The organism is Lelliottia jeotgali, assembly GCF_016771845.1.
Lineage (GTDB): Bacteria > Pseudomonadota > Gammaproteobacteria > Enterobacterales > Enterobacteriaceae > Enterobacter > Enterobacter jeotgali.
Genome location: NZ_JAENMQ010000018.1, coordinates 1 through 22,768, shown reverse-complemented (window position 1 = coordinate 22,768; position 22,768 = coordinate 1). Strand labels below are relative to the sequence as shown.

20 protein-coding genes, 2 tRNA genes and 1 rRNA gene are annotated in these 22,768 nt (G+C 53.5%); 6 read left to right on the top strand and 17 right to left on the bottom strand.

Going from position 1 to position 22,768, the window contains the following annotated elements:
- Positions 1-51 precede the first annotated feature (51 nt).
- From wzzE to trxA, 4 genes are all read right to left on the bottom strand, one after another.
- Positions 52-1,098 (bottom strand): ECA polysaccharide chain length modulation protein, encoded by a 1,047-nt coding sequence (wzzE, locus tag JBO43_RS22025; protein WP_095283905.1) that lies wholly within the window; start codon positions 1,096-1,098, stop codon positions 52-54.
- 13 nt (positions 1,099-1,111) lie between these two features.
- Entirely contained in the window at positions 1,112-2,215 is a 1,104-nt protein-coding gene (gene wecA, locus JBO43_RS22020) for a UDP-N-acetylglucosamine--undecaprenyl-phosphate N-acetylglucosaminephosphotransferase (protein ID WP_095283906.1), read from the bottom strand.
- A 240-nt stretch (positions 2,216-2,455) separates the two neighbouring features.
- Positions 2,456-3,715, bottom strand: coding sequence for a transcription termination factor Rho (rho, locus tag JBO43_RS22015; protein ID WP_095283907.1), 1,260 nt, complete (start codon positions 3,713-3,715; stop codon positions 2,456-2,458).
- 330 nt (positions 3,716-4,045) lie between these two features.
- A complete protein-coding gene (trxA, locus tag JBO43_RS22010; protein ID WP_095283908.1) occupies positions 4,046-4,375 on the bottom strand; it encodes a thioredoxin TrxA in 330 nt (109 codons plus the stop codon).
- A gap of 144 nt (positions 4,376-4,519) precedes the next feature.
- Between trxA and rhlB the strand changes: the two genes are divergently transcribed.
- On the top strand, positions 4,520-5,788 hold the full coding sequence (gene rhlB / locus JBO43_RS22005) for an ATP-dependent RNA helicase RhlB (protein ID WP_095283909.1): 1,269 nt from the start codon (positions 4,520-4,522) through the stop codon (positions 5,786-5,788).
- 5 nt (positions 5,789-5,793) lie between these two features.
- Positions 5,794-7,278, top strand: a complete 1,485-nt coding sequence (gene gppA, locus JBO43_RS22000; protein ID WP_095283910.1) for a guanosine-5'-triphosphate,3'-diphosphate diphosphatase — start codon at positions 5,794-5,796, stop codon at positions 7,276-7,278.
- Between the two features lie 8 nt (positions 7,279-7,286).
- Here gppA and rep read toward each other — a convergent pair whose 3' ends face one another.
- Positions 7,287-9,308 (bottom strand): DNA helicase Rep, encoded by a 2,022-nt coding sequence (gene rep / locus JBO43_RS21995; RefSeq protein ID WP_095283911.1) that lies wholly within the window; start codon positions 9,306-9,308, stop codon positions 7,287-7,289.
- 94 nt (positions 9,309-9,402) lie between these two features.
- Between rep and ppiC the strand changes: the two genes are divergently transcribed.
- Positions 9,403-9,684: a peptidylprolyl isomerase PpiC gene (ppiC, locus tag JBO43_RS21990; protein ID WP_015960967.1), complete on the top strand. Its 282-nt coding sequence runs from the start codon at positions 9,403-9,405 to the stop codon at positions 9,682-9,684.
- Positions 9,685-9,954: 270 nt separating this feature from the next.
- On the opposite strand, the gene ilvC is transcribed toward ppiC, so the two are convergent.
- A complete protein-coding gene (ilvC, locus tag JBO43_RS21985) occupies positions 9,955-11,430 on the bottom strand; it encodes a ketol-acid reductoisomerase (RefSeq protein ID WP_095283912.1) in 1,476 nt (491 codons plus the stop codon).
- A gap of 148 nt (positions 11,431-11,578) precedes the next feature.
- Here ilvC and ilvY point away from each other — a divergent pair, with 148 nt between their 5' ends.
- Positions 11,579-12,469 (top strand): HTH-type transcriptional activator IlvY, encoded by an 891-nt coding sequence (gene ilvY / locus JBO43_RS21980; protein ID WP_095283913.1) that lies wholly within the window; start codon positions 11,579-11,581, stop codon positions 12,467-12,469.
- A 104-nt stretch (positions 12,470-12,573) separates the two neighbouring features.
- Here the strand turns inward: ilvY and ilvA are convergent, their stop codons facing one another.
- The 7 genes from ilvA to ilvL form a co-directional block, all read right to left on the bottom strand.
- A complete protein-coding gene (gene ilvA, locus JBO43_RS21975) occupies positions 12,574-14,118 on the bottom strand; it encodes a threonine ammonia-lyase, biosynthetic (RefSeq protein ID WP_095284423.1) in 1,545 nt (514 codons plus the stop codon).
- A 2-nt stretch (positions 14,119-14,120) separates the two neighbouring features.
- On the bottom strand, positions 14,121-15,971 hold the full coding sequence (gene ilvD, locus JBO43_RS21970) for a dihydroxy-acid dehydratase (RefSeq protein WP_095283914.1): 1,851 nt from the start codon (positions 15,969-15,971) through the stop codon (positions 14,121-14,123).
- 60 nt (positions 15,972-16,031) lie between these two features.
- A complete protein-coding gene (gene ilvE, locus JBO43_RS21965) occupies positions 16,032-16,961 on the bottom strand; it encodes a branched-chain-amino-acid transaminase (protein WP_095283915.1) in 930 nt (309 codons plus the stop codon).
- 18 nt (positions 16,962-16,979) lie between these two features.
- The gene (gene ilvM / locus JBO43_RS21960; RefSeq protein ID WP_095283916.1) at positions 16,980-17,243 is read right to left on the bottom strand and encodes an acetolactate synthase 2 small subunit; all 264 of its coding nucleotides are present in this window, start codon (positions 17,241-17,243) and stop codon (positions 16,980-16,982) included.
- Entirely contained in the window at positions 17,240-18,886 is a 1,647-nt protein-coding gene (ilvG, locus tag JBO43_RS21955) for an acetolactate synthase 2 catalytic subunit (protein ID WP_202675096.1), read from the bottom strand. The genes ilvM and ilvG overlap by 4 nt, the downstream gene beginning before the upstream one ends.
- A complete protein-coding gene (gene ilvX / locus JBO43_RS21950) occupies positions 18,883-18,939 on the bottom strand; it encodes a peptide IlvX (RefSeq protein WP_194514210.1) in 57 nt (18 codons plus the stop codon). The genes ilvG and ilvX overlap by 4 nt, the downstream gene beginning before the upstream one ends.
- Before the next feature lie 86 nt (positions 18,940-19,025).
- Complete coding sequence (ilvL, locus tag JBO43_RS21945; protein WP_023620831.1) at positions 19,026-19,124, bottom strand: ilv operon leader peptide; 99 nt, start codon at positions 19,122-19,124, stop codon at positions 19,026-19,028.
- Between the two features lie 343 nt (positions 19,125-19,467).
- Between ilvL and JBO43_RS21940 the strand changes: the two genes are divergently transcribed.
- Positions 19,468-20,988 (top strand): YifB family Mg chelatase-like AAA ATPase, encoded by a 1,521-nt coding sequence (locus JBO43_RS21940; protein ID WP_202675094.1) that lies wholly within the window; start codon positions 19,468-19,470, stop codon positions 20,986-20,988.
- A gap of 30 nt (positions 20,989-21,018) precedes the next feature.
- Here JBO43_RS21940 and JBO43_RS21935 read toward each other — a convergent pair whose 3' ends face one another.
- Complete coding sequence (locus tag JBO43_RS21935; RefSeq protein WP_095283919.1) at positions 21,019-21,357, bottom strand: MaoP family protein; 339 nt, start codon at positions 21,355-21,357, stop codon at positions 21,019-21,021.
- A 118-nt stretch (positions 21,358-21,475) separates the two neighbouring features.
- Here JBO43_RS21935 and hdfR point away from each other — a divergent pair, with 118 nt between their 5' ends.
- Entirely contained in the window at positions 21,476-22,297 is an 822-nt protein-coding gene (gene hdfR, locus JBO43_RS21930; RefSeq protein ID WP_095283920.1) for an HTH-type transcriptional regulator HdfR, read from the top strand.
- Between the two features lie 88 nt (positions 22,298-22,385).
- Here the strand turns inward: hdfR and JBO43_RS21925 are convergent.
- The 3 genes from JBO43_RS21925 to rrf all read right to left on the bottom strand — a co-directional run bounded on the left by JBO43_RS21925 (position 22,386) and on the right by rrf (position 22,762).
- Positions 22,386-22,461: transfer RNA gene (locus tag JBO43_RS21925), tRNA-Trp, on the bottom strand.
- 53 nt (positions 22,462-22,514) lie between these two features.
- Positions 22,515-22,591: transfer RNA gene (locus JBO43_RS21920), tRNA-Asp, on the bottom strand.
- 55 nt (positions 22,592-22,646) lie between these two features.
- Positions 22,647-22,762 (bottom strand): 5S ribosomal RNA (rrf, locus tag JBO43_RS21915).
- Between the last annotated feature and the right edge of the window lie 6 nt (positions 22,763-22,768).

Genomic DNA, 22,768 nt, shown 5'->3' with positions numbered 1-22,768 from the left:
TTCTCTTCGATTAAGTGATGAAGGCCGGAGCCTTCATCTTAGAAGGCGTTCTTAATTTGTGCGACGACGCGTTAACGCCACGCCTGCGCCAATTAGTGCGCCCACAATCCCCCACATAATCATCAGGAATGCACGACGCGGACTATCGCGTTTTACAGGTTCTTCAGGCGTTCGCAAATAACGATAGGTCTGAAAACGCGGGTCCAGTGTTGGACCAACATTCAGGGTATTAAGCATGGCGCGGTTTTGGTCATAGTCGAGATCAAAATCAGGGCCCACTGCCTGCAGGTTTTCGAGACGCGCCTGCAGCATCGGACGGCCCAGCAGGAACATTTCGGAATCCGGCAGCTCATCTGCCGGTACGTCCGTTTCACTGCGTGAAATATTGCGCTGCTCGGCGATTTTCAGGGCTTGTTCAATGTTGTGGACGCGGCGAGAGAAAATCGCTTTGGCCACCTCTTCCTGACGTTTGACCTGTGCCTTCATTTGAATAGTACGCGCAGCCCATGCACCTTTCAGCTCATCATTCAGATGGCTCGCGGCGCGCTGGCTGGCGAAAGCAACATACTGGCGAAGCAGATTGTTGGCGTCCGGTGCAGTTTCAGCAATCAGCTTGACGTTATCATTAAGATTGCGCAGCACATCGCCGGGTGTGAACTGGATATTGTTGATCAGATCGTCGAGCAGAGCGGCGTCGACCTTGCTATTTCCAACCATACGCTGCTTGTAATAATCTGTCTGAGACCAAAAGTCACGGCGCGTATCCCAGGAAGCCAGCTGCATGATGAACTCTTTGTAAGACTCATCCATCACCGAAGGCTGATCCGAAGAAGCCAGGTTGGCCTTAATATCGAGATTGCGCAGGAATTGCTGCTGTGAATAAAAACCACCCAGCATATTCACCGTTGGTCGATCGGTAATCGCTGTCGCACTCCACTCTTGTTTCGCAAAAAAGGTATACGCCAGCGCTAACAGCGCGAACCCCAGTGCGACGCCTGCAATCCAAAGCTTGCCCGCCCATAAAACACGAAACAAACCACGAATATCCAGTTCATTCTCAGTTACCACTGATTTCGCTCCCGCCAACGGTTGAGTCATCACAATCCCGGTTTTACTTAGTTAATGTTGGATTTTTACCACTGCTTCTACGCATCCGGCGTTTAATACGTTTGATGAAGCGCGCGACTTTCCATGCGCGTTTAATGCAATAGCCGTACATGAAGAATGCTAGCAAGAATAATACCAACATGACCCATTCAGGAATGAAATGTGCATATTCCGCTGCTACACCAATACCCGCCAACAGCGCAGCGGCGAGGGTAATCAGTACGAATGCCTGACGTGACGTAAAGCCGGCGCGCATGATCAAATGATGAATGTGCTGACGGTCAGGAGAGAAAGGACTCATGCCTTTGCGCAGACGACGGTACATGATCGCCACCATATCCATCAGCGGAATGGCAATAATCCACAGCGCGGTCACGGGGCTAATAGGATGTGTTTTACCCTGAGTCGTTTCCAGCAGCACCCAGATAACCGTGAAACCAATCAGCGTACTGCCCGCATCGCCCATGAAGACTTTATAGCGGCGTCCCAGCACCCCGAGGTTCAGGAGAATATACGGCAGGATCGCGGCAATCATCGCGAAACACCACATTGACAGGCTGTACTGCCCGTCGAACCACAAAATGATACCGATTGCGGCAAATGAAACCGACGAGAGGCCGCCCAGCAGGCCATCAATACCATCGACCATATTGAAAGCATTAATTGCGGCCCAAACGGCAAACAGCGTCAGGAAGAATCCGAATGGACCGAGAACCATCTCCCAAGTGCCAAAAATATAGCCCAGGCTGCTCAGATACAGCTTACCGACCACCATCATAATGATGCCAATCGCGGCCTGAACCGAAGCGCGGAATTTTACACTGATATCAAATCGGTCATCGAGAGCGCCCACCAGCACCAATACCCCAGCACAGGCCAGGTAAAGCGCAGCGTGCGGGATATAATAATCTGCAATGCCAAAGGTGAAGCAAATACCCGCGTAAACAGAGATCCCCCCGACCAACGGGATCAAGCCTTGATGTCGTTTACGATAATTGGGTTTATCCACTAACCCGATTCTTTTTGCCACTTTGCGCGCAATGAACAAAAAACAGGTTGTGAATAAAAAAATACTGATTAGCTCAGTAACCGCAGTGAGTAGATTCACAATGCATGCTCTCAACAAAAGTTAGTCCTGGAAGTATAACTACGAAGCCCTGGCTCCCGAAGGAATAAAGCTGGCCTCTCACAACTCCCTTTGTATGTTTTTCAATCAATTAATTTTTGACGTTAGAAACAATCTAATTGTCGCACTGGTCGGTCAAAAATGGGAGTCTGCGGTTATAGCCTATAGCCCAAAAAAAGAAAACGCCACGTAAAAACGTGGCGTCGGCTGGGTTTATTTATATTACGAGCGTTTCATCATGTCGAAGAAATCGTCGTTTGTCTTAGTCATTGCCAGCTTATTGATGAGGAATTCCATTGCGTCGATTTCGCCCATTGGGTGAATGATCTTGCGCAGAATCCACATTTTCTGCAGCTCTTCCTGAGTGGTGAGCAGCTCTTCTTTACGCGTACCAGAACGGTTGTAGTCAATCGCCGGGAAGACTCGCTTCTCTGCGATTTTACGAGAGAGGTGCAGTTCCATGTTGCCTGTACCTTTAAACTCTTCGTAAATAACTTCATCCATTTTGGAGCCGGTATCAATCAGCGCAGTCGCGATGATGGTCAGGCTTCCGCCCTCTTCCACGTTACGCGCAGCACCGAAGAAACGCTTCGGACGATGCAGGGCGTTGGCATCAACACCACCGGTCAACACTTTACCGGAAGCCGGGACAACGGTGTTGTACGCACGCGCCAGACGAGTGATGGAGTCGAGCAGGATGATAACGTCTTTCTTGTGTTCAACCAGACGCTTCGCTTTCTCGATAACCATTTCAGCAACCTGAACGTGGCGTGATGCGGGTTCATCAAAGGTAGAAGCAACCACTTCACCTTTAACCAGACGCTGCATCTCGGTCACTTCTTCTGGACGCTCATCGATCAGCAGAACCATCAGCACGCAGTCTGGGTGGTTGTAAGCAATGCTCTGTGCGATGTTCTGCAGCAGCATCGTTTTACCCGCTTTCGGCGGTGCCACGATCAGACCACGCTGGCCACGACCAATTGGAGAAGCCAGATCCAGAACGCGAGCGGTGAGGTCTTCGGTAGAACCGTTACCACGCTCCATGCGCAGACGCGAGTTAGCGTGCAGCGGCGTTAAGTTTTCGAACAGGATCTTGTTGCGCGCATTTTCAGGTTTGTCGTAGTTAACTTCGTTAACTTTCAACAGCGCGAAGTAGCGTTCACCCTCTTTCGGAGGACGAATCTTACCTGAAATGGTATCACCTGTACGGAGGTTGAAACGGCGGATTTGGCTAGGGGAAACGTAGATGTCATCAGGACCGGCGAGGTAGGAGCTGTCTGCAGAGCGGAGGAAACCAAATCCGTCTTGCAATATCTCCAGTACACCGTCGCCAAAGATATCTTCGCCACTCTTTGCGTGCTGCTTCAGGATGGCAAAAATGATGTCCTGCTTGCGCATACGAGCCTGGTTTTCCAGCCCCATATTTTCGCCGAGAGTAATCAGCTCAGAAACCGGCGTATTCTTTAATTCGGTAAGATTCATAATGGTGTGGGTTCTTAAACTCGGGGTGAAACTCGAACTTAATGTTGTGAATGGTATGGCAGGGTCATCCATGCCTGTTAGCGGCCATCAACTCATGTCTGTTCGCTGTCTGGTCAAAGAGAAAGCACAGAACTGAAACGACAAGACGGATTGAGTGACAAGCCCGGAATCTATCAGCTTCTCGCATCTTTCATGTATCAATGGGAAGCATCGGGTAAATCTAGAACGACAAGGTATGTTTAAATCGAAGTCATAGGTAACTTAGCACGACTAAAGCCGGGCGTCCAGAGATCCACAGAATTTCGGAATCCAGACGCCGGCCGAGAAACCTTACGCCAGATTAGCGTCCAGGAACTCTTTCAGCTGACCTTTGGACAGTGCGCCCACTTTGGTTGCAGCCACTTCGCCATTTTTGAACAGCAGCAGCGTAGGGATACCACGGATGCCGTATTTAGGCGCGGTGCCGGGGTTCTGGTCGATGTTCAGCTTGGCAATTGTCAGTTTGCCCTGATATTCGTCAGCGATTTCATCCAGAATCGGAGCGATCATTTTGCAAGGACCACACCATTCAGCCCAGAAATCGACGAGGGTCAGCCCGTCAGCTTTAAGTACGTCCGTGTCAAAACTGTCGTCAGTCAGGTGAATAATTTTATCGCTCATATATAACTCCACAGGAATAAGCCTGGTGTGTTGGTGTAGGATTAATCAACGACGTGTTGATGTAGCATTAACCAACTAAAGGTTGACTTTATTTCACCGGATACGCTTTCGTAAAGCAATAGTAAGCTGATATTCTACCACACTATGAGCAAAACACATTTAACAGAACAGAAGTTTTCCGACTTCGCCCTGCACGCAAAAGTTATCGAAGCCCTTGAAAATAAAGGCTTTCATAACTGCACGCCCATTCAAGCCCTCGCTCTGCCGCTCACGCTGGCAGGTCGCGATGTTGCAGGGCAGGCGCAAACCGGTACTGGCAAAACGATGGCGTTTTTAACGTCAACGTTCCATTATTTACTTTCTCATCCAGCAATTGCTGACCGAAAAGTTAACCAACCGCGTGCGCTGATCATGGCTCCAACGCGAGAACTTGCGGTGCAGATCCACGCTGACGCAGAACCTCTGGCTCAGACCACTGGCTTGAAGCTGGGTCTGGCTTATGGCGGTGACGGCTATGATAAACAGCTGAAAGTGCTGGAAAGCGGCGTTGATATTCTTATCGGCACCACGGGCCGCCTGATTGATTACGCTAAACAAAACCATATTAACCTCGGTGCTATCCAGGTTGTGGTACTCGATGAAGCAGATCGCATGTACGATTTGGGCTTCATCAAAGACATCCGCTGGTTGTTCCGTCGCATGCCACCTACTCCGCAGCGCCTGAATATGCTGTTCTCCGCGACTCTCTCTTACCGCGTTCGTGAACTGGCGTTCGAGCAAATGAACAACGCCGAATATGTGGAAGTCGAGCCGGAGCAAAAAACAGGTCATCGTATTAAAGAAGAGCTTTTCTATCCTTCCAACGAAGAGAAAATGCGCCTGCTGCAAACGCTGATCGAAGAAGAGTGGCCAGATCGCGCCATTATCTTTGCGAACACTAAGCATCGCTGCGAAGACATCTGGGGCCATCTTGCCGCAGACGGACATCGCGTCGGCCTGCTGACGGGTGATGTGGCACAGAAAAAACGTCTGCGCATCCTTGAAGAATTTACCCGTGGCGATCTGGATATCCTGGTTGCAACCGACGTTGCTGCTCGTGGCCTGCACATTCCAGCCGTGACTCACGTCTTTAACTACGATCTTCCTGACGATTGTGAAGATTACGTTCACCGTATCGGTCGTACCGGTCGCGCGGGGGCCAGCGGCCACTCTATCAGCCTTGCCTGTGAAGAGTATGCCCTGAATCTGCCTGCCATTGAGACTTACATCGGCCACTCTATTCCGCAGAGTAAATACAATCCGGAAGCACTGATGAGTGATCTGCCACCGGCGAAGCGCCTGACTCGCGCCCGCTCCGGCAATGGCCCACGTCGCACCGGCGGAGCACCACGTAACCGCCGTCGTTCAGGTTAATTACTATGCTCAGTTCCACCTCGCTTTATGCAGCTATTGATTTAGGTTCGAATAGTTTTCATATGCTGGTTGTACGCGAGGTGGCGGGGAGCATTCAGACCCTGACGCGCATCAAGCGCAAGGTCCGTCTCGCGGCGGGCCTGAGCAGCGATAATTATCTCTCTCCTGAAGCGATGGAACGCGGTTGGCAATGCCTGCGTCTCTTCGCAGAACGCCTTCAGGATATCCCGCACAATCAAATTCGTGTTGTCGCCACCGCCACGCTGCGACTGGCAGTGAACTCCGTCGATTTTATCGCGAAAGCGCAAGAAATCCTCGGCTGTCCGGTGCAGGTGATCAGCGGTGAAGAAGAAGCACGTTTGATTTACCAGGGCGTTGCCCACACCACGGGCGGCGACGATCGTCGTCTGGTGGTCGATATTGGCGGTGCCAGCACCGAACTGGTGACCGGAACCGGTTCGCAGGCGACCTCTTTATTCAGTCTGTCGATGGGCTGTGTCACCTGGCTTGAGCGCTATTTTACCGATCGCAATCTTGCACAGGAAAACTTCGACGAGGCCGAAAAAGCCGCGCGAGAAGTTTTACGTCCCGTCATGGACGAGCTGCGCTATCACGGCTGGAAAGTGTGTGTTGGTGCGTCGGGAACGGTTCAGGCTCTGCAAGAAATTATGATGGCGCAGGGCATGGATGAGCGGATCACGCTCGCCAAACTTCAGCAGCTTAAACAGCGCGCCATTCAATGTGGTCGCCTGGAAGAGCTGGAAATCGAAGGGCTGACGCTGGAACGTGCACTGGTATTCCCAAGCGGTCTGGCGATCCTAATCGCGATTTTCACCGAATTAAACATTCATTGTATGACGCTGGCAGGCGGTGCGCTGCGCGAAGGATTGGTTTACGGCATGTTGCATCTTGCCGTGGAGCAGGATATTCGCAGCCGAACGCTACGCAACGTTCAGCGTCGTTTTATCGTCGATACAGAGCAGGCGCAGCGCGTGGCCCAACTGGCCTCAAGTTTTGCAGACCAGGTGGCGACAACGTGGGCGCTTGAGCCTTTGAGCCGTGATTTATTACTCAGTGCCTGTTCGCTGCATGAAATTGGCTTAAGTATCGATTTTAAGCAGGCGCCGCTCCATGCCGCGTATCTGGTACGCAATCTGGATCTGCCCGGTTTTACCCCTGCGCAGAAAAAGCTGCTGGCCACATTACTGCTCAACCAGACCAACACGGTCGATCTCTCGTCTTTGCATCAGCAAAATGCGGTCCCGCCTAGGGTTGCGGAGCATCTCTGTCGACTGCTACGACTGGCGATTCTGTTTGCCAGCCGCCGTCGCGCTGACCTGCTGCCCGCCATCGCACTGGCTGCGGAAGGTGAAAATCTGACGCTTACTCTGCCGGATAACTGGTTGGATAATCATCCACTTGGCGCTGAAATGATCGAACAGGAATGCCAGTGGCAGAGTTACGTCCACTGGGCTCTTGAAGTCAAATAGCGTCGCCGCTACTTCTCTTTGGCTTTCGCCAGCATCGCACGGATATTGGCCACGTTGGCCTGTCCTTTGTGCATCCTTTCTTCCGCAGTAATCACTTTGCGCTCTTGCTCCCAGACAAGATCGTCTTGCGGGAGTTCAAGCAGGAAACGGCTCGGTTCCGGGCGCACCAGTTCACCATACTGACGACGCTCCTTACACAGCGTAAAGATCAGCTCTTTCTGCGCGCGAGTAATGCCCACATAGGCCAGACGCCGTTCTTCATCGACGTTGTCCTCATCAATACTGCTTTGATGCGGCAATAAACCCTCTTCCATTCCCACCAGATAAACGTAGGGGAATTCAAGACCTTTGGACGCATGTAGCGTCATGAGCTGAACCTGATCCGCCTCTTCTTCGCTCTCGCCGCGTTCCATCATGTCGCGCAGAGTAAAACGAGTGACCACCTGCGTCAGGGTCATTGGCTCGTCAATCTCGGAGCCTTCCAGCATTTCGGTCATCCACGTAAACAGCTGATTGACGTTTTTCATACGCATTTCAGCCGCTTTCGGGCTGGCGGAGGTTTCATACAGCCAGGATTCGTAATCAATTCCGCGAATCAAATCACGCACGGCAACAATGGGCTCGCGCTCAACCTGACGCTGTATTTCACCCAGCCACTGGGTAAAACGTGTGAGCGACTCGTAGCCGCGCCCGGTGAGCGTCTGGCTCAGGCCCATATCGAAGCTGGCAGTGAACATACTTTTATTGCGGGTCATCGCCCATTCGCCCAGCTTTTGCAGCGTCGCCGGGCCAATTTCACGCTTGGGGGTATTCACGATACGTAAAAATGCGCTGTCATCGTCCGGGTTAGTCAGGACGCGTAAGTAGGCCAGTAAATCTTTGATTTCAGGGCGTGAGAAGAACGAAGTCCCGCCGGAAATTTTGTAAGGGATGCGGTTTTGCATCAACATTTTTTCAAAGACGCGCGACTGGTGATTTCCGCGATACAGGATGGCGTAGTCTTTGTATTGTGTTTTATTGACGAAGTGATGGGCGATCAGCTCGCCCGCCACACGCTCGGCTTCATGTTCTTCATTGTTAGCGCTGAGGACTTTAAGCTCGGTGCCATAACCCAGCTCGGAGAACAGACGTTTTTCAAAGACGTGCGGGTTGTTGGCGATCAGAATGTTCGCCGCTTTCAGAATTCGCCCGGACGAACGGTAGTTCTGTTCCAGCTTGATAACCTGAAGCGCGGGAAAATCTTTGCTCAGCAGCACCAGGTTTTGCGGACGCGCACCGCGCCAGGAGTAGATCGACTGGTCGTCGTCGCCCACCACGGTAAAGCGCGCGCGCTGCCCCACCAGCAGTTTTACCAGCTCATACTGGCTGGTGTTGGTGTCCTGATATTCATCCACCAGCAGGTAGCGGATTTTATTCTGCCAGCGCTCGCGCACCTCTTCATTGCGCTGGAGAAGCAGCGTTGGCAGCAGGATCAGGTCGTCAAAATCGAGGACGTTACAGGCTTTCAGATGGTCGTCATACAGGCTGTAGCAATGGGCGAAGATCCGATCGCGCTCGCCTTTAGCGCTCGCCGCCGCCTGTGCGGGCGTCATCAGATCGTTTTTCCAGTTGGAGATCGTCGAGATCAGCTGCTGGAGAATCAGTTTGTCGTCTTCGATCCGGCCTTCGGTCAGCTCTTTGAGCAGTGCGACCTGATCGGTATCGTCAAAGAGTGAGAAATTCGATTTCATCCCCAGCGCGGCGTATTCGCGTTTGATGATATCCAGCCCCAGCGTGTGGAACGTAGAGATCATCAGGCCGCGCGCCTCTTTGCGCCCGAGCGTTTGCCCGACACGCTCCTTCATTTCGCGCGCCGCTTTATTGGTAAAGGTCACCGCCGCGATATGGCGGGCCTGATAACCGCAGCCTCGAATCAGATGGGCAATTTTATTGGTGATGACGCGCGTCTTTCCGGAGCCCGCACCCGCCAGCACCAGGCAAGGTCCGGTGACGAATTCGACGGCTTGTTGTTGTCCGGGGTTTAAACGCATAAGAAGTTCACTCAATGAAGGTCGGGAGGAGATAAAAAGGAAAAACGCGTGTGGTAGTATAGCGAGCCTAATCCATACCACTCAAGGCACGATCATGGCAAAAACAGCAGCAGCACTGCATATTCTTGTTAAAGAAGAGAAACTGGCACTGGATCTTCTGGAGCAGATCAAAAACGGCGCAGACTTCGAGAAACTGGCGAAGAAACACTCTACCTGCCCGTCAGGCAAAAAAGGCGGTCACTTAGGTGAATTCCGTCAGGGCCAGATGGTTCCGGCATTTGATAAAGTGGTGTTCTCCTGCCCGGTGCTGGAGCCAACCGGCCCACTGCACACTCAGTTCGGTTATCACATCATTAAAGTGCTTTACCGAAATTAACAGCAAAGCCTTCTCATCGAGAAGGCTTTTTGTTTTTGCACCCTCTCCCGTGGGAGAGGGCTGAGGTGAGGGCACCAGGCCGCACTATCCTCGCAAAGCAAAAAGCCCGGTGGCGGCTTCGCCTTACCGGGCCTACATTCGTTGAGTTCCTCTAAGCATTCCGAATTGCATGAAGGCGGTAAATGAGCACAGTCCAGGAGCATAGATAACTATGTGACTGGGCTGTGCGAATGCAGCCAACGCATCTGCAAGTCGAAAGGCGACGAGGAATCAGCCCGCTACAGCAATACGCTTCATATCCTTCATGTATCCACGCAGCGTATGGCCCACGCTCTCAATCGCATGGCTGCGAATCGCTTCGTTCACGTCGCGCAGCTGGGCGTTATCTACCGCACCTTCGGTGATCGCTTTGCCCAAATCGCCAGTCTGCAAGGTGGTCATGAACTCTTTCAGCAGCGGTACACAAGCGTAAGAGAACAGGTAGTTACCGTATTCAGCGGTATCAGAGATAACCACGTTCATTTCATACAGGCGCTTACGGGCAATGGTGTTCGCAATCAACGGCAGCTCGTGCAGTGATTCGTAGTAAGCAGACTCTTCGATGATGCCGGAATCGACCATAGTTTCGAATGCCAGCTCAACGCCCGCTTTCACCATCGCGATCATCAGCACACCTTTATCGAAGTACTCCTGCTCGCTGATTTTACCGTCAAACTGAGCGGCGGTTTCGAAGGCGGTTTTACCGGTCTCTTCGCGCCAGGTCAGCAGGTTTTTGTCGTCGTTGGCCCAGTCAGCCATCATGCCGGAAGAGAATTCACCGGAGATGATGTCATCCATGTGTTTCTGGAACAGCGGCGCCATGATCTCTTTCAGCTGTTCAGACAGCGCATAAGCACGCAGTTTTGCCGGGTTGGACAGACGGTCCATCATCAGCGTGATACCGCCCTGTTTCAGCGCTTCGGTGATGGTTTCCCAGCCGAACTGAATCAGTTTTTCTGCGTAAGACGGGTCGGTACCCTCTTCCACCAGCTTGTCGAAGCACAGCAGAGAACCGGCCTGCAACATACCGCACAGAATAGTTTGCTCGCCCATCAGGTCAGATTTCACTTCTGCCACGAAGGAAGATTCCAGCACGCCCGCACGGTGACCACCGGTTGCCGCAGCCCAGGCTTTAGCAATCGCCATGCCTTCGCCTTTCGGATCGTTTTCCGGGTGAACGGCGATCAGCGTCGGCACGCCGAAACCACGTTTGTACTCTTCACGCACTTCGGTGCCAGGGCACTTCGGCGCAACCATCACCACGGTGATGTCTTTACGAATCTGCTCGCCCACTTCAACGATGTTGAAACCGTGAGAGTAGCCCAGCGCCGCGCCGTCTTTCATCAGCGGCTGAACGGAACGCACAACGTCGGAGTGCTGTTTGTCTGGCGTCAGGTTAACCACCAGATCCGCCTGCGGGATCAGCTCTTCGTAGGTACCGACTTTGAAGCCGTTTTCGGTCGCTTTACGCCAGGAAGCACGCTTCTCAGCAATCGCTTCTTTGCGCAGGGCGTAGGAGATATCCAGACCGGAGTCACGCATGTTCAGGCCCTGGTTCAGACCCTGTGCGCCACAGCCGACGATGACCACTTTTTTCCCCTGAAGGTAGCTCGCGCCATCGGCGAACTCATCGCGCGCCATAAAGCGACATTTGCCCAACTGTGCCAGCTGCTGGCGCAGATTCAGTGTGTTGAAGTAGTTAGCCATGGTGAACTCCGTGATGTTGTGTTGCTTATTGTTCGGGTCGCTTATGCGAGAATGAACTTACTATATGACAGGAAATTTATTGCGGAAATTGATATATTCACAACGTCACGTTGCAATTTCTGCAACGTAAAATCGTGGAGTGTGGTCTGTGGATTTACGCGATCTCAAAACCTTCCTGCATCTGGCGGAAAGTCGCCATTTTGGCCGCAGCGCGCGAGCCATGCATGTTAGCCCTTCCACACTTTCCCGGCAGATCCAGCGCCTGGAAGAAGATCTCGGCCAGGCGCTGTTTGTGCGTGATAACCGTACCGTGACGCTCACCGAAGCGGGTGAAGAGCTGCGATCTTTCGCCCAGCAGACGCTGCTCCAGTATCAGCGGCTGCGGCACACCATCGATCAGCAGGGGCCATCCCTTTCTGGCGAGCTGCATATTTTCTGCTCCGTTACAGCGGCCTACAGTCACTTGCCACCGATTCTAGACCGTTTTCGCGCCGAGCACCCGTCGGTAGAAATCAAGCTCACCACCGGTGATGCCGCTGATGCAATGGAGAAGGTGGTGACGGGCGAAGCCGATCTGGCGATTGCAGGCAAACCCGAAACGCTGCCCGGCGCGGTGGCTTTTTCGATGCTGGAAAATCTGGCGGTGGTGTTAATCGCCCCGGCGCTGCCGTGCCCGGTGCGCAACCAGGTGTCGGTCGATAGTCCCGACTGGTCAACGGTGCCGTTTATTATGGCCGATCAGGGACCAGTGCGTCGTCGCATCGAGCTGTGGTTCCGTCGGCAGAAAATCAGTAATCCATCTATCTACGCAACGGTAGGCGGGCATGAGGCGATGGTGTCGATGGTCGCCCTCGGCTGTGGTGTGGCGCTGCTGCCGGAAGTGGTGCTGGAAAACAGCCCGGAGCCGGTGCGCAATCGCGTGATGATTTTGGAGCGCAGCGACGAGAAAACGCCGTTTGAGCTTGGCGTTTGCGCACAAAAAAAGCGGCTGCATGAGCCGCTTATTGATGCGTTTTGGCAGATATTGCCGAACCATTAAACCCATGCCGGAGCCAGTGTAGGCCCGATAAGCGCAGCGCCATCGGGCGGGTTTTGCCGGATGGCGGCGCAAGCGCCTTATCCGGCCTACAAAAGCTACTGGTATTAACCCGCCAGGAAGAACCTGAACGCCGGGTTATGAGTTTCGTCGTGACAATCATAGCCCAGCTCGTTCAGCCGGGTTTCGAAATCCGGTTCGTGCTCGCCCAGTTCAAACGCCGCCAATACGCGCCCGTAATCGGTGCCGTGGCTGCGATAGTGGAACAGCGAAATGTTCCAGTGGGTGCCGAGCGTGTGCAGGAACTTGAGCAGTGCGCCCGGAGATTCAGGAAACTCAAAGCTGAACAAACGTTCCTGTAACGGCTTCGACGGGCGGCCACCGACCATATAGCGCACATGCAGTTTCGCCATCTCGTCATCGGACAGATCCACTACGCTGTAGCCACCTTCATTCAACAGATGAAGGATCTCTTTACGCTCTTCCAGCCCACGGCTTAGACGCACGCCGACAAAAATGCAGGCGTCTTTAGCATCGGCAAATCGATAGTTAAACTCGGTGACTGAACGCCCGCCAAGCAGCTGGCAAAACTTCAGGAAGCTGCCCTTCTCTTCAGGAATCGTCACCGCCAGCAGCGCTTCGCGTTGCTCGCCTAGCTCGCAGCGTTCAGACACGTAGCGCAGGCCGTGGAAGTTCACGTTCGCACCAGACAGCACATGCGCCAGGCGTTCTCCGCGAATGTTATGTTGGGCGATGTATTTTTTCATCCCCGCCAGCGCCAGCGCGCCAGACGGTTCCGCTACTGCGCGAACGTCCTCGAACAAGTCTTTCATCGCCGCGCAAATCGCATCGCTGTCGACGGTGATGATGTCATCCAGATATTCCTGGCAAACGCGGAAAGTTTCGTCGCCGATGCGTTTCACCGCCACGCCTTCCGCAAACAAACCCACGCGCGGCAGATCGACCGGATGACCGGCGTCCAGCGCCGCTTTCAGGCAGGCGGAATCTTCCGCTTCGACCGCAATCACTTTAATCTGCGGCATCAGCTGTTTGATAAGCACCGCGACGCCCGCCGCCAGACCACCGCCACCCACCGGGACAAACACCCGATCGAGGTGCGCATCCTGCTGCAGCAGCTCCAGCGCCAGCGTACCTTGCCCGGCGATCACCATCGGATGATCGAACGGTGGCACCCAGGTAAAGCCCTGCTGTTGCGCCAGGTCAATGGCGCGCGCTTTGGCTTCATCAAAATTCGCCCCGTGAAGCAGGACTTCGCCGCCAAAACCGCGTACCGCATCGACTTTGATGTCAGCGGTGGCGACCGGCATCACGATCAGCGCTTTCAGCCCTAAACGTGCGGCAGAAAACGCCACGCCCTGGGCGTGATTCCCCGCCGATGCGGTGATTACACCGCGCGCTTTTTGCTCTTCCGTTAACCCGGCCATCATCGCGTAGGCACCGCGCAGCTTAAAGCTGTGCACCGGCTGGCGGTCTTCGCGCTTCACCAGAATCACGTTATCGAGACGTGACGACAGCTTGTCCATTTTTTGCAGCGGCGTGACCTGCACAGCCTCGTAGACCGGCGCGCGTAGCACCGCTCTGAGATATTCCGCCCCCTCAGGGGCGGCGGATAAGGGTTGTGATTCGGCCATCATTAGCCCCCAAGTTTGGATTTATCGCGCACCGCGCCTTTGTCCGCACTGGTGGCAAGGGTGGCGTAAGCACGCAGGGCGAAGGAGACTTCACGCTGACGGTTTTTTGGCGTCCAGGCTTTATCGCCGCGCGCTTCCTGAGCTTCACGACGCGCTGCAATTTCCTGCTCGCTCAGCTGAAGCTGAATACCGCGATTTGGAATGTCGATCGCAATCATGTCGCCGTCTTCGATGATGGCGATGTTGCCGCCGCTCGCCGCTTCCGGGGAAACGTGGCCGATGGACAGGCCAGAAGTGCCGCCGGAGAAACGACCGTCGGTGATTAACGCACAGGCTTTGCCAAGACCCATAGATTTCAGGAAGGTGGTTGGGTAGAGCATTTCCTGCATACCCGGCCCGCCTTTTGGCCCTTCGTAGCGGATAACCACGACGTCGCCCGCGACCACTTTACCGCCCAGAATCGCTTCAACCGCATCGTCCTGGCTTTCGTACACTTTCGCTGGACCGGTGAACTTCAGGATGCTGTCGTCCACGCCTGCCGTTTTAACGATGCAGCCATTTTCGGCAAAGTTACCGTACAGTACGGCAAGACCACCGTCCTGGCTGTAGGCGTGTTCAAGAGAACGGATGCAGCCTTCAGCGCGATCGTCATCCAGCGTATCCCAGCGGCAATCCTGCGAGAACGCCTGGGTGGTGCGAATACCGGCCGGACCAGCGCGGAACATCTTTTTGACCGCCTCGTCTTTGGTCAGCACGACATCGTACTGTTCCAGCGTTTGTGGCAGCGTCAGGCCAAGAATATTTTTCACTTCCCGGTTCAGCAGATTGGCGCGGTCCAGCTCTCCCAGAATTCCCAGCACGCCACCGGCACGGTGTACGTCTTCCATGTGGTACTTCTGGGTACTTGGCGCGACTTTACACAGCTGCGGAACTTTGCGCGAAAGCTTGTCGATATCACTCATGGTGAAATCAATTTCAGCTTCCTGCGCGGCAGCGAGCAGGTGCAGAACGGTGTTGGTGGAACCGCCCATGGCGATGTCCAGGGTCATGGCATTTTCGAACGCCGCTTTGTTCGCGATGTTACGCGGCAGCGCGCTGGCGTCGTCTTGTTCGTAATAGCGTTTGGTCAGTTCAACGATGCGCGTACCGGCATTGAGGAACAACTGCTTACGGTCAGCGTGGGTCGCCAGCAGTGAACCGTTACCCGGCTGTGAAAGGCCCAGCGCTTCGGTCAGACAGTTCATGGAGTTAGCGGTGAACATCCCGGAACAGGAGCCGCAGGTCGGACAGGCAGAACGCTCAACCTGATCGCTTTGCTCATCGGAGACTTTCGGGTCCGCGCCCTGAATCATCGCATCGACCAGGTCGAGTTTGATGATTTTGTCGGAGAGCTTGGTTTTACCGGCTTCCATCGGGCCACCGGAGACGAAGATCACCGGAATGTTCAGGCGCAGGGAGGCCATCAGCATCCCCGGGGTGATTTTGTCGCAGTTCGAGATGCAGACCATCGCATCGGCGCAGTGGGCGTTCACCATGTACTCGACCGAATCGGCGATCAGCTCGCGCGACGGCAGTGAATAAAGCATACCCCCGTGGCCCATCGCGATACCGTCATCCACTGCGATGGTATTGAACTCTTTCGCCACGCCGCCTGCGGCTTCGATTTGCTCGGCGACCAGTTTACCGAGATCGCGCAGATGCACGTGGCCCGGCACAAACTGGGTGAAGGAGTTAACCACGGCGATAATCGGCTTACCGAAGTCAGCGTCGGTCATCCCGGTTGCGCGCCACAGCGCGCGGGCACCGGCCATATTGCGGCCGTGGGTGGTGGTGGCAGAACGATACTTAGGCATGCTTTATTGACTCCCGTCTATCTAATCAGTGGGACGGTGCGTGCCGTCCCAAAATGATACTTATGAGTTTACTTGATCCAGCCAGCCCCATTTATCTTCCGTTTCACCGGTGAAGAGGCCAAAGAATGCGTCCTGAATACGTTTGGTGACCGGACCGCGACGGCCTTCGCCAACCTGGATACCGTCAACACTGCGAACCGGCGTGATTTCTGCTGCTGTACCGGACATGAAGACTTCATCCGCCAGATACAGAGATTCACGGGAGAGCACCTGCTCGCGTACTTCGATACCTAAATCTTTCGCCAGCTTAATGATCGCATCACGGGTGATACCCGGCAGCGCAGAAGAGGTGAACGGCGGGGTAAACAGAATGCCATCTTTCACTTCAAACAGGTTTTCACCCGCACCTTCAGAGATATAGCCGTTCACGTCCAGAGCGATACCTTCCTGATAACCATGGCGACGCGCTTCGCTACCGACCAGCAGAGAGGAAAGGTAGTTACCGCCCGCTTTCGCCGCGGTTGGGATGGTATTTGGCGCGACGCGATTCCAGGAAGAAACCATTGCGTCGATCCCCTGCTCCAGCGCTTCTGCGCCGAGGTATGCCCCCCACGGGAACGCGGCAATGATGACGTCTGTGTTGTAACCGGCTGGCGGGTTTACGCCCATCCCGACATCACCCACAAAGACCAGCGGACGAATGTAGGCGCTGGTCAGATTGTTTTTGCGCAGCACCGCGCGGCACGCTTCCATCAGCTCATCAACGCTTTGAGAAACCGGGAAACGATAGATTTTGGCTGAGTCATGCAGACGCTGCATATGTTCGCGATGGCGGAACACCACTGGTCCTTTGTGAGAGTCGTAGCAACGGACGCCTTCAAACACCGAAGTACCGTAGTGCAAAGCGTGGGACATCACGTGTACCGTGGCATCTTCCCAACGAACCATCTCACCGTTGAACCAAATGTAATCAGCTTTCTTCGTCGTCATGTTTTCTTCCTGTCACGCTTAAGCGCGGATTTGTTGTGATGTGGTTGTGCTCTGGCAGATGGCCACGTGGGCAACATCAACCAGTTTACTTAACTGGCTAAACAGTAAGTCGACCGACCGTGGACTGGCAACGGTCAATTCGATATTTATGTTCTGGGCATCGGTGGCAGTTTCCATATTCATGGCGCAGATCTGAAAACCACGGTGACGGACCACGCGTAAGACGCGTTCTAATGTTTCGGGATTGAAGCGGGCCTGAACGGCGACCTGGTGTTGCATCATGATAATTTCTCCATCATTTGTGCGTTGCTAGCGCCGGGTGGCACCAGTGGCCAGACATTCTCAAGCTCGTCGATTGAGACATGAAGCAGGTATGGCCCTTCGCTTGACAGCATGGTGTCGAGTGCCGCTTCAACCTGGTCTTTACGGGTGATGTGCTGGCCAGGGATGCCGAAGGCGCTGGCCAGAACGAGGAAATCAGGATTATCAGTAAGGGTGGTTTCGCTGTAGCGCTCCTGGAAAAACAGCTGCTGCCACTGACGAACCATCCCCAAACGCTGGTTATCCAGCAATACGATTTTCAAAGGCAGCTGTTTGCGTTTGACCGTGCCCAGCTCCTGCACATTCATCATGAACGAACCATCGCCAGAGACGCAGATAACGGTGTCATTCGGACGCGCCACCTGAGCGCCTACCGCTGCTGGCAGGCCAAAGCCCATAGTGCCTAATCCACTGGAGGTGATGAAGTTTTCCGGACGGGTATAGGTCATATGCTGGGCCGACCACATCTGGTGCTGACCGACATCGGTGGTGACGACAGAGTCTGCCGGTTTGCGATCTGACAGCTGCTTTAACAGCAGCGGCGCATAAATTGCCTCGCCCGGATGGTCGTAGCGCCAGGCATTTTCCACGCGCATCTGCACGGTATGCTGGCGCCATGCGTCGATGGACAATGGCTGCTGCAAGGCGGGTAACAGCGCATTCAGATCGCCCTGCAACGCCACGTGTGCCTGACGTAACTTGTTCAGTTCAGCCGGGTCGATATCCATATGGATCACTTTGGCATGCGGCGCGAATGTATTCAGTTTACCGGTCACGCGATCGTCAAAACGCGCGCCAACGGCGATCAGCAGGTCGCACTCCTGTACCGCCAGATTGGCGGCTTTGGTGCCGTGCATCCCCAGCATGCCCAGATAGTGAGGGTCATTGGCATCAACCGCACCCAGCCCCTTCAGCGTACAGGTCGAAGGCATCCGCGTAGCCGCGATAAATTCGCGCAGGGCTGGAACTGCCTGCGCCATACCGACTCCGCCGCCGACATACAGCATCGGCTGTTGCGCCTGAGCCAGCATCTGACGGGCTTCTTCAACGGCTTCGTGCGGGAAAAAGTCATCACTTTCAACAGTGGAGAAATGCGGTTCTAAATCGCCCACTGCTACCTGAATATCTTTCGGGATATCAACCAGAACCGGGCCAGGACGGCCTGAGTTTGCCACCTGGAAGGCTTCTGCCATGACGCGCGGCAGCTCTTCCAGCGATTGCACCAGGAAACTGTGTTTGGTGCAGGCAAGCGACAAACCGAGAACGTCCACTTCCTGAAACGCATCAGTTCCGATGAACGCAGAGGCAACCTGACCAGTGATGGCGACCACAGGAACGGAGTCCAGCAGCGCATCGGCAAGGCCGGTGATCAGGTTGGTTGCACCCGGCCCGGATGTCGCCATACAGACGCCGGTTTTACCGGTGGCGCGCGCAAAGCCAATTGCTGCCATTGCAGCTCCCTGCTCGTGCCGGCACAACAAGTGCTCCACGCCGCCGTCATACAGTGCATCGTAGATCGGCATGATTGCGCCACCCGGATAGCCGAACACGGTCTCGACTCCTTGTGCTCGCAATGCATGTACTACCCATTGTGCCCCGTTCATAGTGAGTTCCCCGTCATAAATCTTGAGAAACAGAATTTTGTGCTAGTTGTCATGTTCTGCTCCTCGTTTAAGTTTTTAGGTCATAAAAAAACCCCCGAACCTTTCGGTGCGGGGGTCTTAGTTCGTTAAGGCTTGTTTTCTAAGCCTTTCCTCGTCCAAGTGCAGCCCCGCACGGTGGGATAATAATCACCACCACGCTAATCACGACCAGGCTAATCACTAGTAGAAGGGCTGTCATTTTGAGTTCTTTTAGCATCTTGTTCGAAGGAATACCTAAAGAGGTAACACAGACATTGAATCAAACACAAGAAAAATTTATGACGCCAATTCTTAGCTAACGAAGCTTTTTGCAGAATATGTTTGTTTTATATGAGGAAAACAGAAAATGAATATTTTTCATTTTTTGTCGTGTGCCAATGACTCCAAAAACACAGGTTTTCTCATCTGTGCGAGTCCGGTTCAGCTGAATAGCAACAGTTACATCACTTCACCAAAAAGCAGGAAGCTGCATCGTAATGTTGTGATTTTCAGCTAAAAAGCAATGAAACGTACAGGCATAGTGACTTCTAAAGGAGACATATATGTCACTGTCAGTTGTTTATACTCGTGCCGCTTTAGGGGTACAGGCGCCGCTCATCTCTGTTGAAGTTCATCTCAGTAATGGGCTGCCTGGCTTAACGCTCGTTGGGCTTCCAGAGACCACGGTAAAAGAGGCCAGGGATCGTGTTCGTAGTGCAATCATCAATAGTGGTTATGCCTTCCCCGCAAAGAAGATAACCATCAACCTGGCTCCCGCTGACCTACCGAAAGAAGGGGGACGATATGATTTACCTATCGCCATAGCGCTTCTCGCCGCCTCTGAGCAGCTTAACGCCCCCCATTTGAGTACGTATGAGTTTGTAGGCGAACTGGCGCTTACAGGAGCGCTAAGAGGCGTTCCCGGAGCGATCTCTGGCGCATTAGCTGCCTTACGAGCAGGAAGGCAAATTATTGTGGCTGCTGAAAATTCATCAGAGGTCAGTCTTATTGAGGAGAAGGGTTGCCTGATTGCCGGGCATCTACAGGAAGTGTGCGCTTTTCTGGAGGGGCGTCATGAGCTGGCTGAACCGGAGGAGAATCCACTCATTGCGCCGGAACACACTGAAGATCTAAGCGATATCATCGGGCAGGAGCAGGGAAAGCGGGCGCTGGAAATCACTGCGGCAGGTGGCCATAACCTGCTCCTCATTGGACCGCCAGGGACAGGGAAAACGATGCTGGCCAGTCGACTCAACGGCTTGCTTCCGCCTTTAAGCAATCATGAGGCGCTGGAGAGTGCGGCAATTATTAGTCTGACGAATTCTACGTCTCTTCAGAAGCACTGGCGTAGAAGGCCATTTCGTTCACCACACCACAGCGCCTCTCTCAATGCGATGGTCGGTGGCGGTTCGATTCCTGTACCCGGTGAGATATCCCTGGCGCACCACGGCATTTTATTTCTAGATGAATTACCCGAATTTGAAAGGCGCGTTCTGGATGCCTTGCGTGAACCCATTGAGTCCGGGCAAATCCACATCTCCCGTACGCGGGCCAAAATAACCTATCCCGCGCAATTCCAGCTTATTGCCGCCATGAACCCTAGCCCATCAGGCCATTACCAGGGAAACCATAATCGGAGTAAACCGGAGCAGACTCTGCGTTATCTGGGAAGACTGTCAGGTCCATTTCTTGATCGCTTTGATCTCTCGCTCGAAGTTCCATTGCCGCCTCCGGGTGTCCTCAGCCAGACAAATCTGACGGGGGAAAGCAGCAGTACGGTGCGGAAAAGAGTAATAACTACGCAGGTGTTGCAATACAAACGTCAAAACAAACTCAATGCGCGTCTGGATAACGCGGAAATTCGCCAGTTTTGCCGCCTGTCCACTGCTGACTCATGCTGGCTGGAAGAGACATTGATACGGTTCGGGCTGTCGGTGCGTGCGTGGCAACGCTTATTAAAGGTGGCGAGAACCATCGCAGACCTGGAGGAGAGTGCAGATATAGAGCGACGACATTTGCAGGAAGCGTTGAGTTACAGGGCAATAGATCGACTGCTGCTGCATCTGCAAAAGATGCTGGCGTAAAAAAGGGGCCGTAGCCCCTTTTCTCATATATCAATCGTCAGATTCGGTGTAGTCTTCTGCACCTTCCATCTGCGGCTTACCACCGGAGAGGGTATGGAAACGTTTTGGTCGCTTAATGCGAGCCATGTATTTGATCCATACGCGTTCTACCTCAGATTCAGGTTCACGCTCACCACGGCAAACGGCAACAAACAGTTTTTCATCTTCAGTTGCAGGCTCACGTTTCCCCAGATCCAGCTCGTTAAAGGCGTAACCATGGCGCTCAAGCAGTTGCGCCTCTTTGATGGTGAAATCGCCATGACGAGAGAACCCGCGCGGATAATTTTTATTGTCGAAAAAACGATTAGTTGTCGTAAAGCTTTCCGCCATCCTACACGCTCCTAATTCTTTGGCCGAGCTATTTATGGCGCGGAGTATTAGTTACGCTTGACAGAGCGTCAAACAAAACATTTAAATCATAACGACAAATAATATTGCGGAGAAAGATGTGGATACGGAATTGCTAAAAACTTTCCTCGAAGTGAGCAGAACACGCCACTTTGGGCGAGCAGCGGAAGCACTCTACCTGACTCAGTCAGCGGTGAGTTTTCGTATTCGTCAGCTGGAAAATCAACTCGGCGTGAATCTATTTACTCGCCACCGAAATAATATCCGCCTGACGGCGGCCGGAGAGAAGCTCCTGCCCTACGCTGAAACGCTGATGAATACCTGGCAGGCTGCGCGAAAGGAGGTGGCCCATACCTCGAGGTACAATGAGTTTTCGATCGGGGCGAGTGCGTCGTTGTGGGAGTGTATGCTGAGCCAATGGCTCACACGGCTCTACAAATCTCACGACAATTTGCAGTTTGAGGCCAGAATTGCTCAGCGGCAGTCATTGGTGAAACAGCTTCATGAGCGTCAGTTAGATCTCTTGATCACCACAGAAGCCCCCAAAATGGATGAATTTAGCAGCCAGATCCTGGGGCAGTTTAGTCTTTCGCTCTATGCCTCTGAACCCTCAATGATGAAGACAGATCTCAGCTACTTACGGCTCGAATGGGGGCCTGATTTCCAGCAGCATGAAGCCGGTTTGATTGCGTCCGATGATGTTCCTTCCCTGACAACCAGCTCAGCAGAAATTGCCTGTCAGCAATTATCCCTTCTTAAAGGTTGCACCTGGTTACCCACGCGCTGGGCGGATGAGAAGCCTGGGCTGCATACTGTCGCTGATTCAACCACGCTTATCAGGCCGCTATATGCGATCTGGCTTCAAAACAGCGACAAACATGCTCAAATTAAAGATCTATTGAAAATCAATGTGATGGATTAGTTCTGACATCTTGCAGGGACGCAAGAGAAGGGATTTTTTAGATTATTCAAAGCAAAAAAAATCCTTTGCCGAAGCAAAGGATTCTATATGGCAGGGGCGGAGAGACTCGAACTCGCGACACCCGGTTTTGGAGACCGGTGCTCTACCAACTGAGCTACGCCCCTAAATCTTCTTGCTATTAAGCCTGCTACGTAAGCAGGCTTAATATCTTAATAAGTGGCGGAACGGACGGGACTCGAACCCGCGACCCCCTGCGTGACAGGCAGGTATTCTAACCGACTGAACTACCGCTCCACCGAAGACTTCTGTAACCACCGGATTCATGCACCGGTTTACTACTTAATTTGATGCCTGGCAGTTCCCTACTCTCACATGGGGAGACCCCACACTACCATCGGCGCTACGGCGTTTCACTTCTGAGTTCGGCATGGGGTCAGGTGGGACCACCGCGCTAAAGCCGCCAGGCAAATT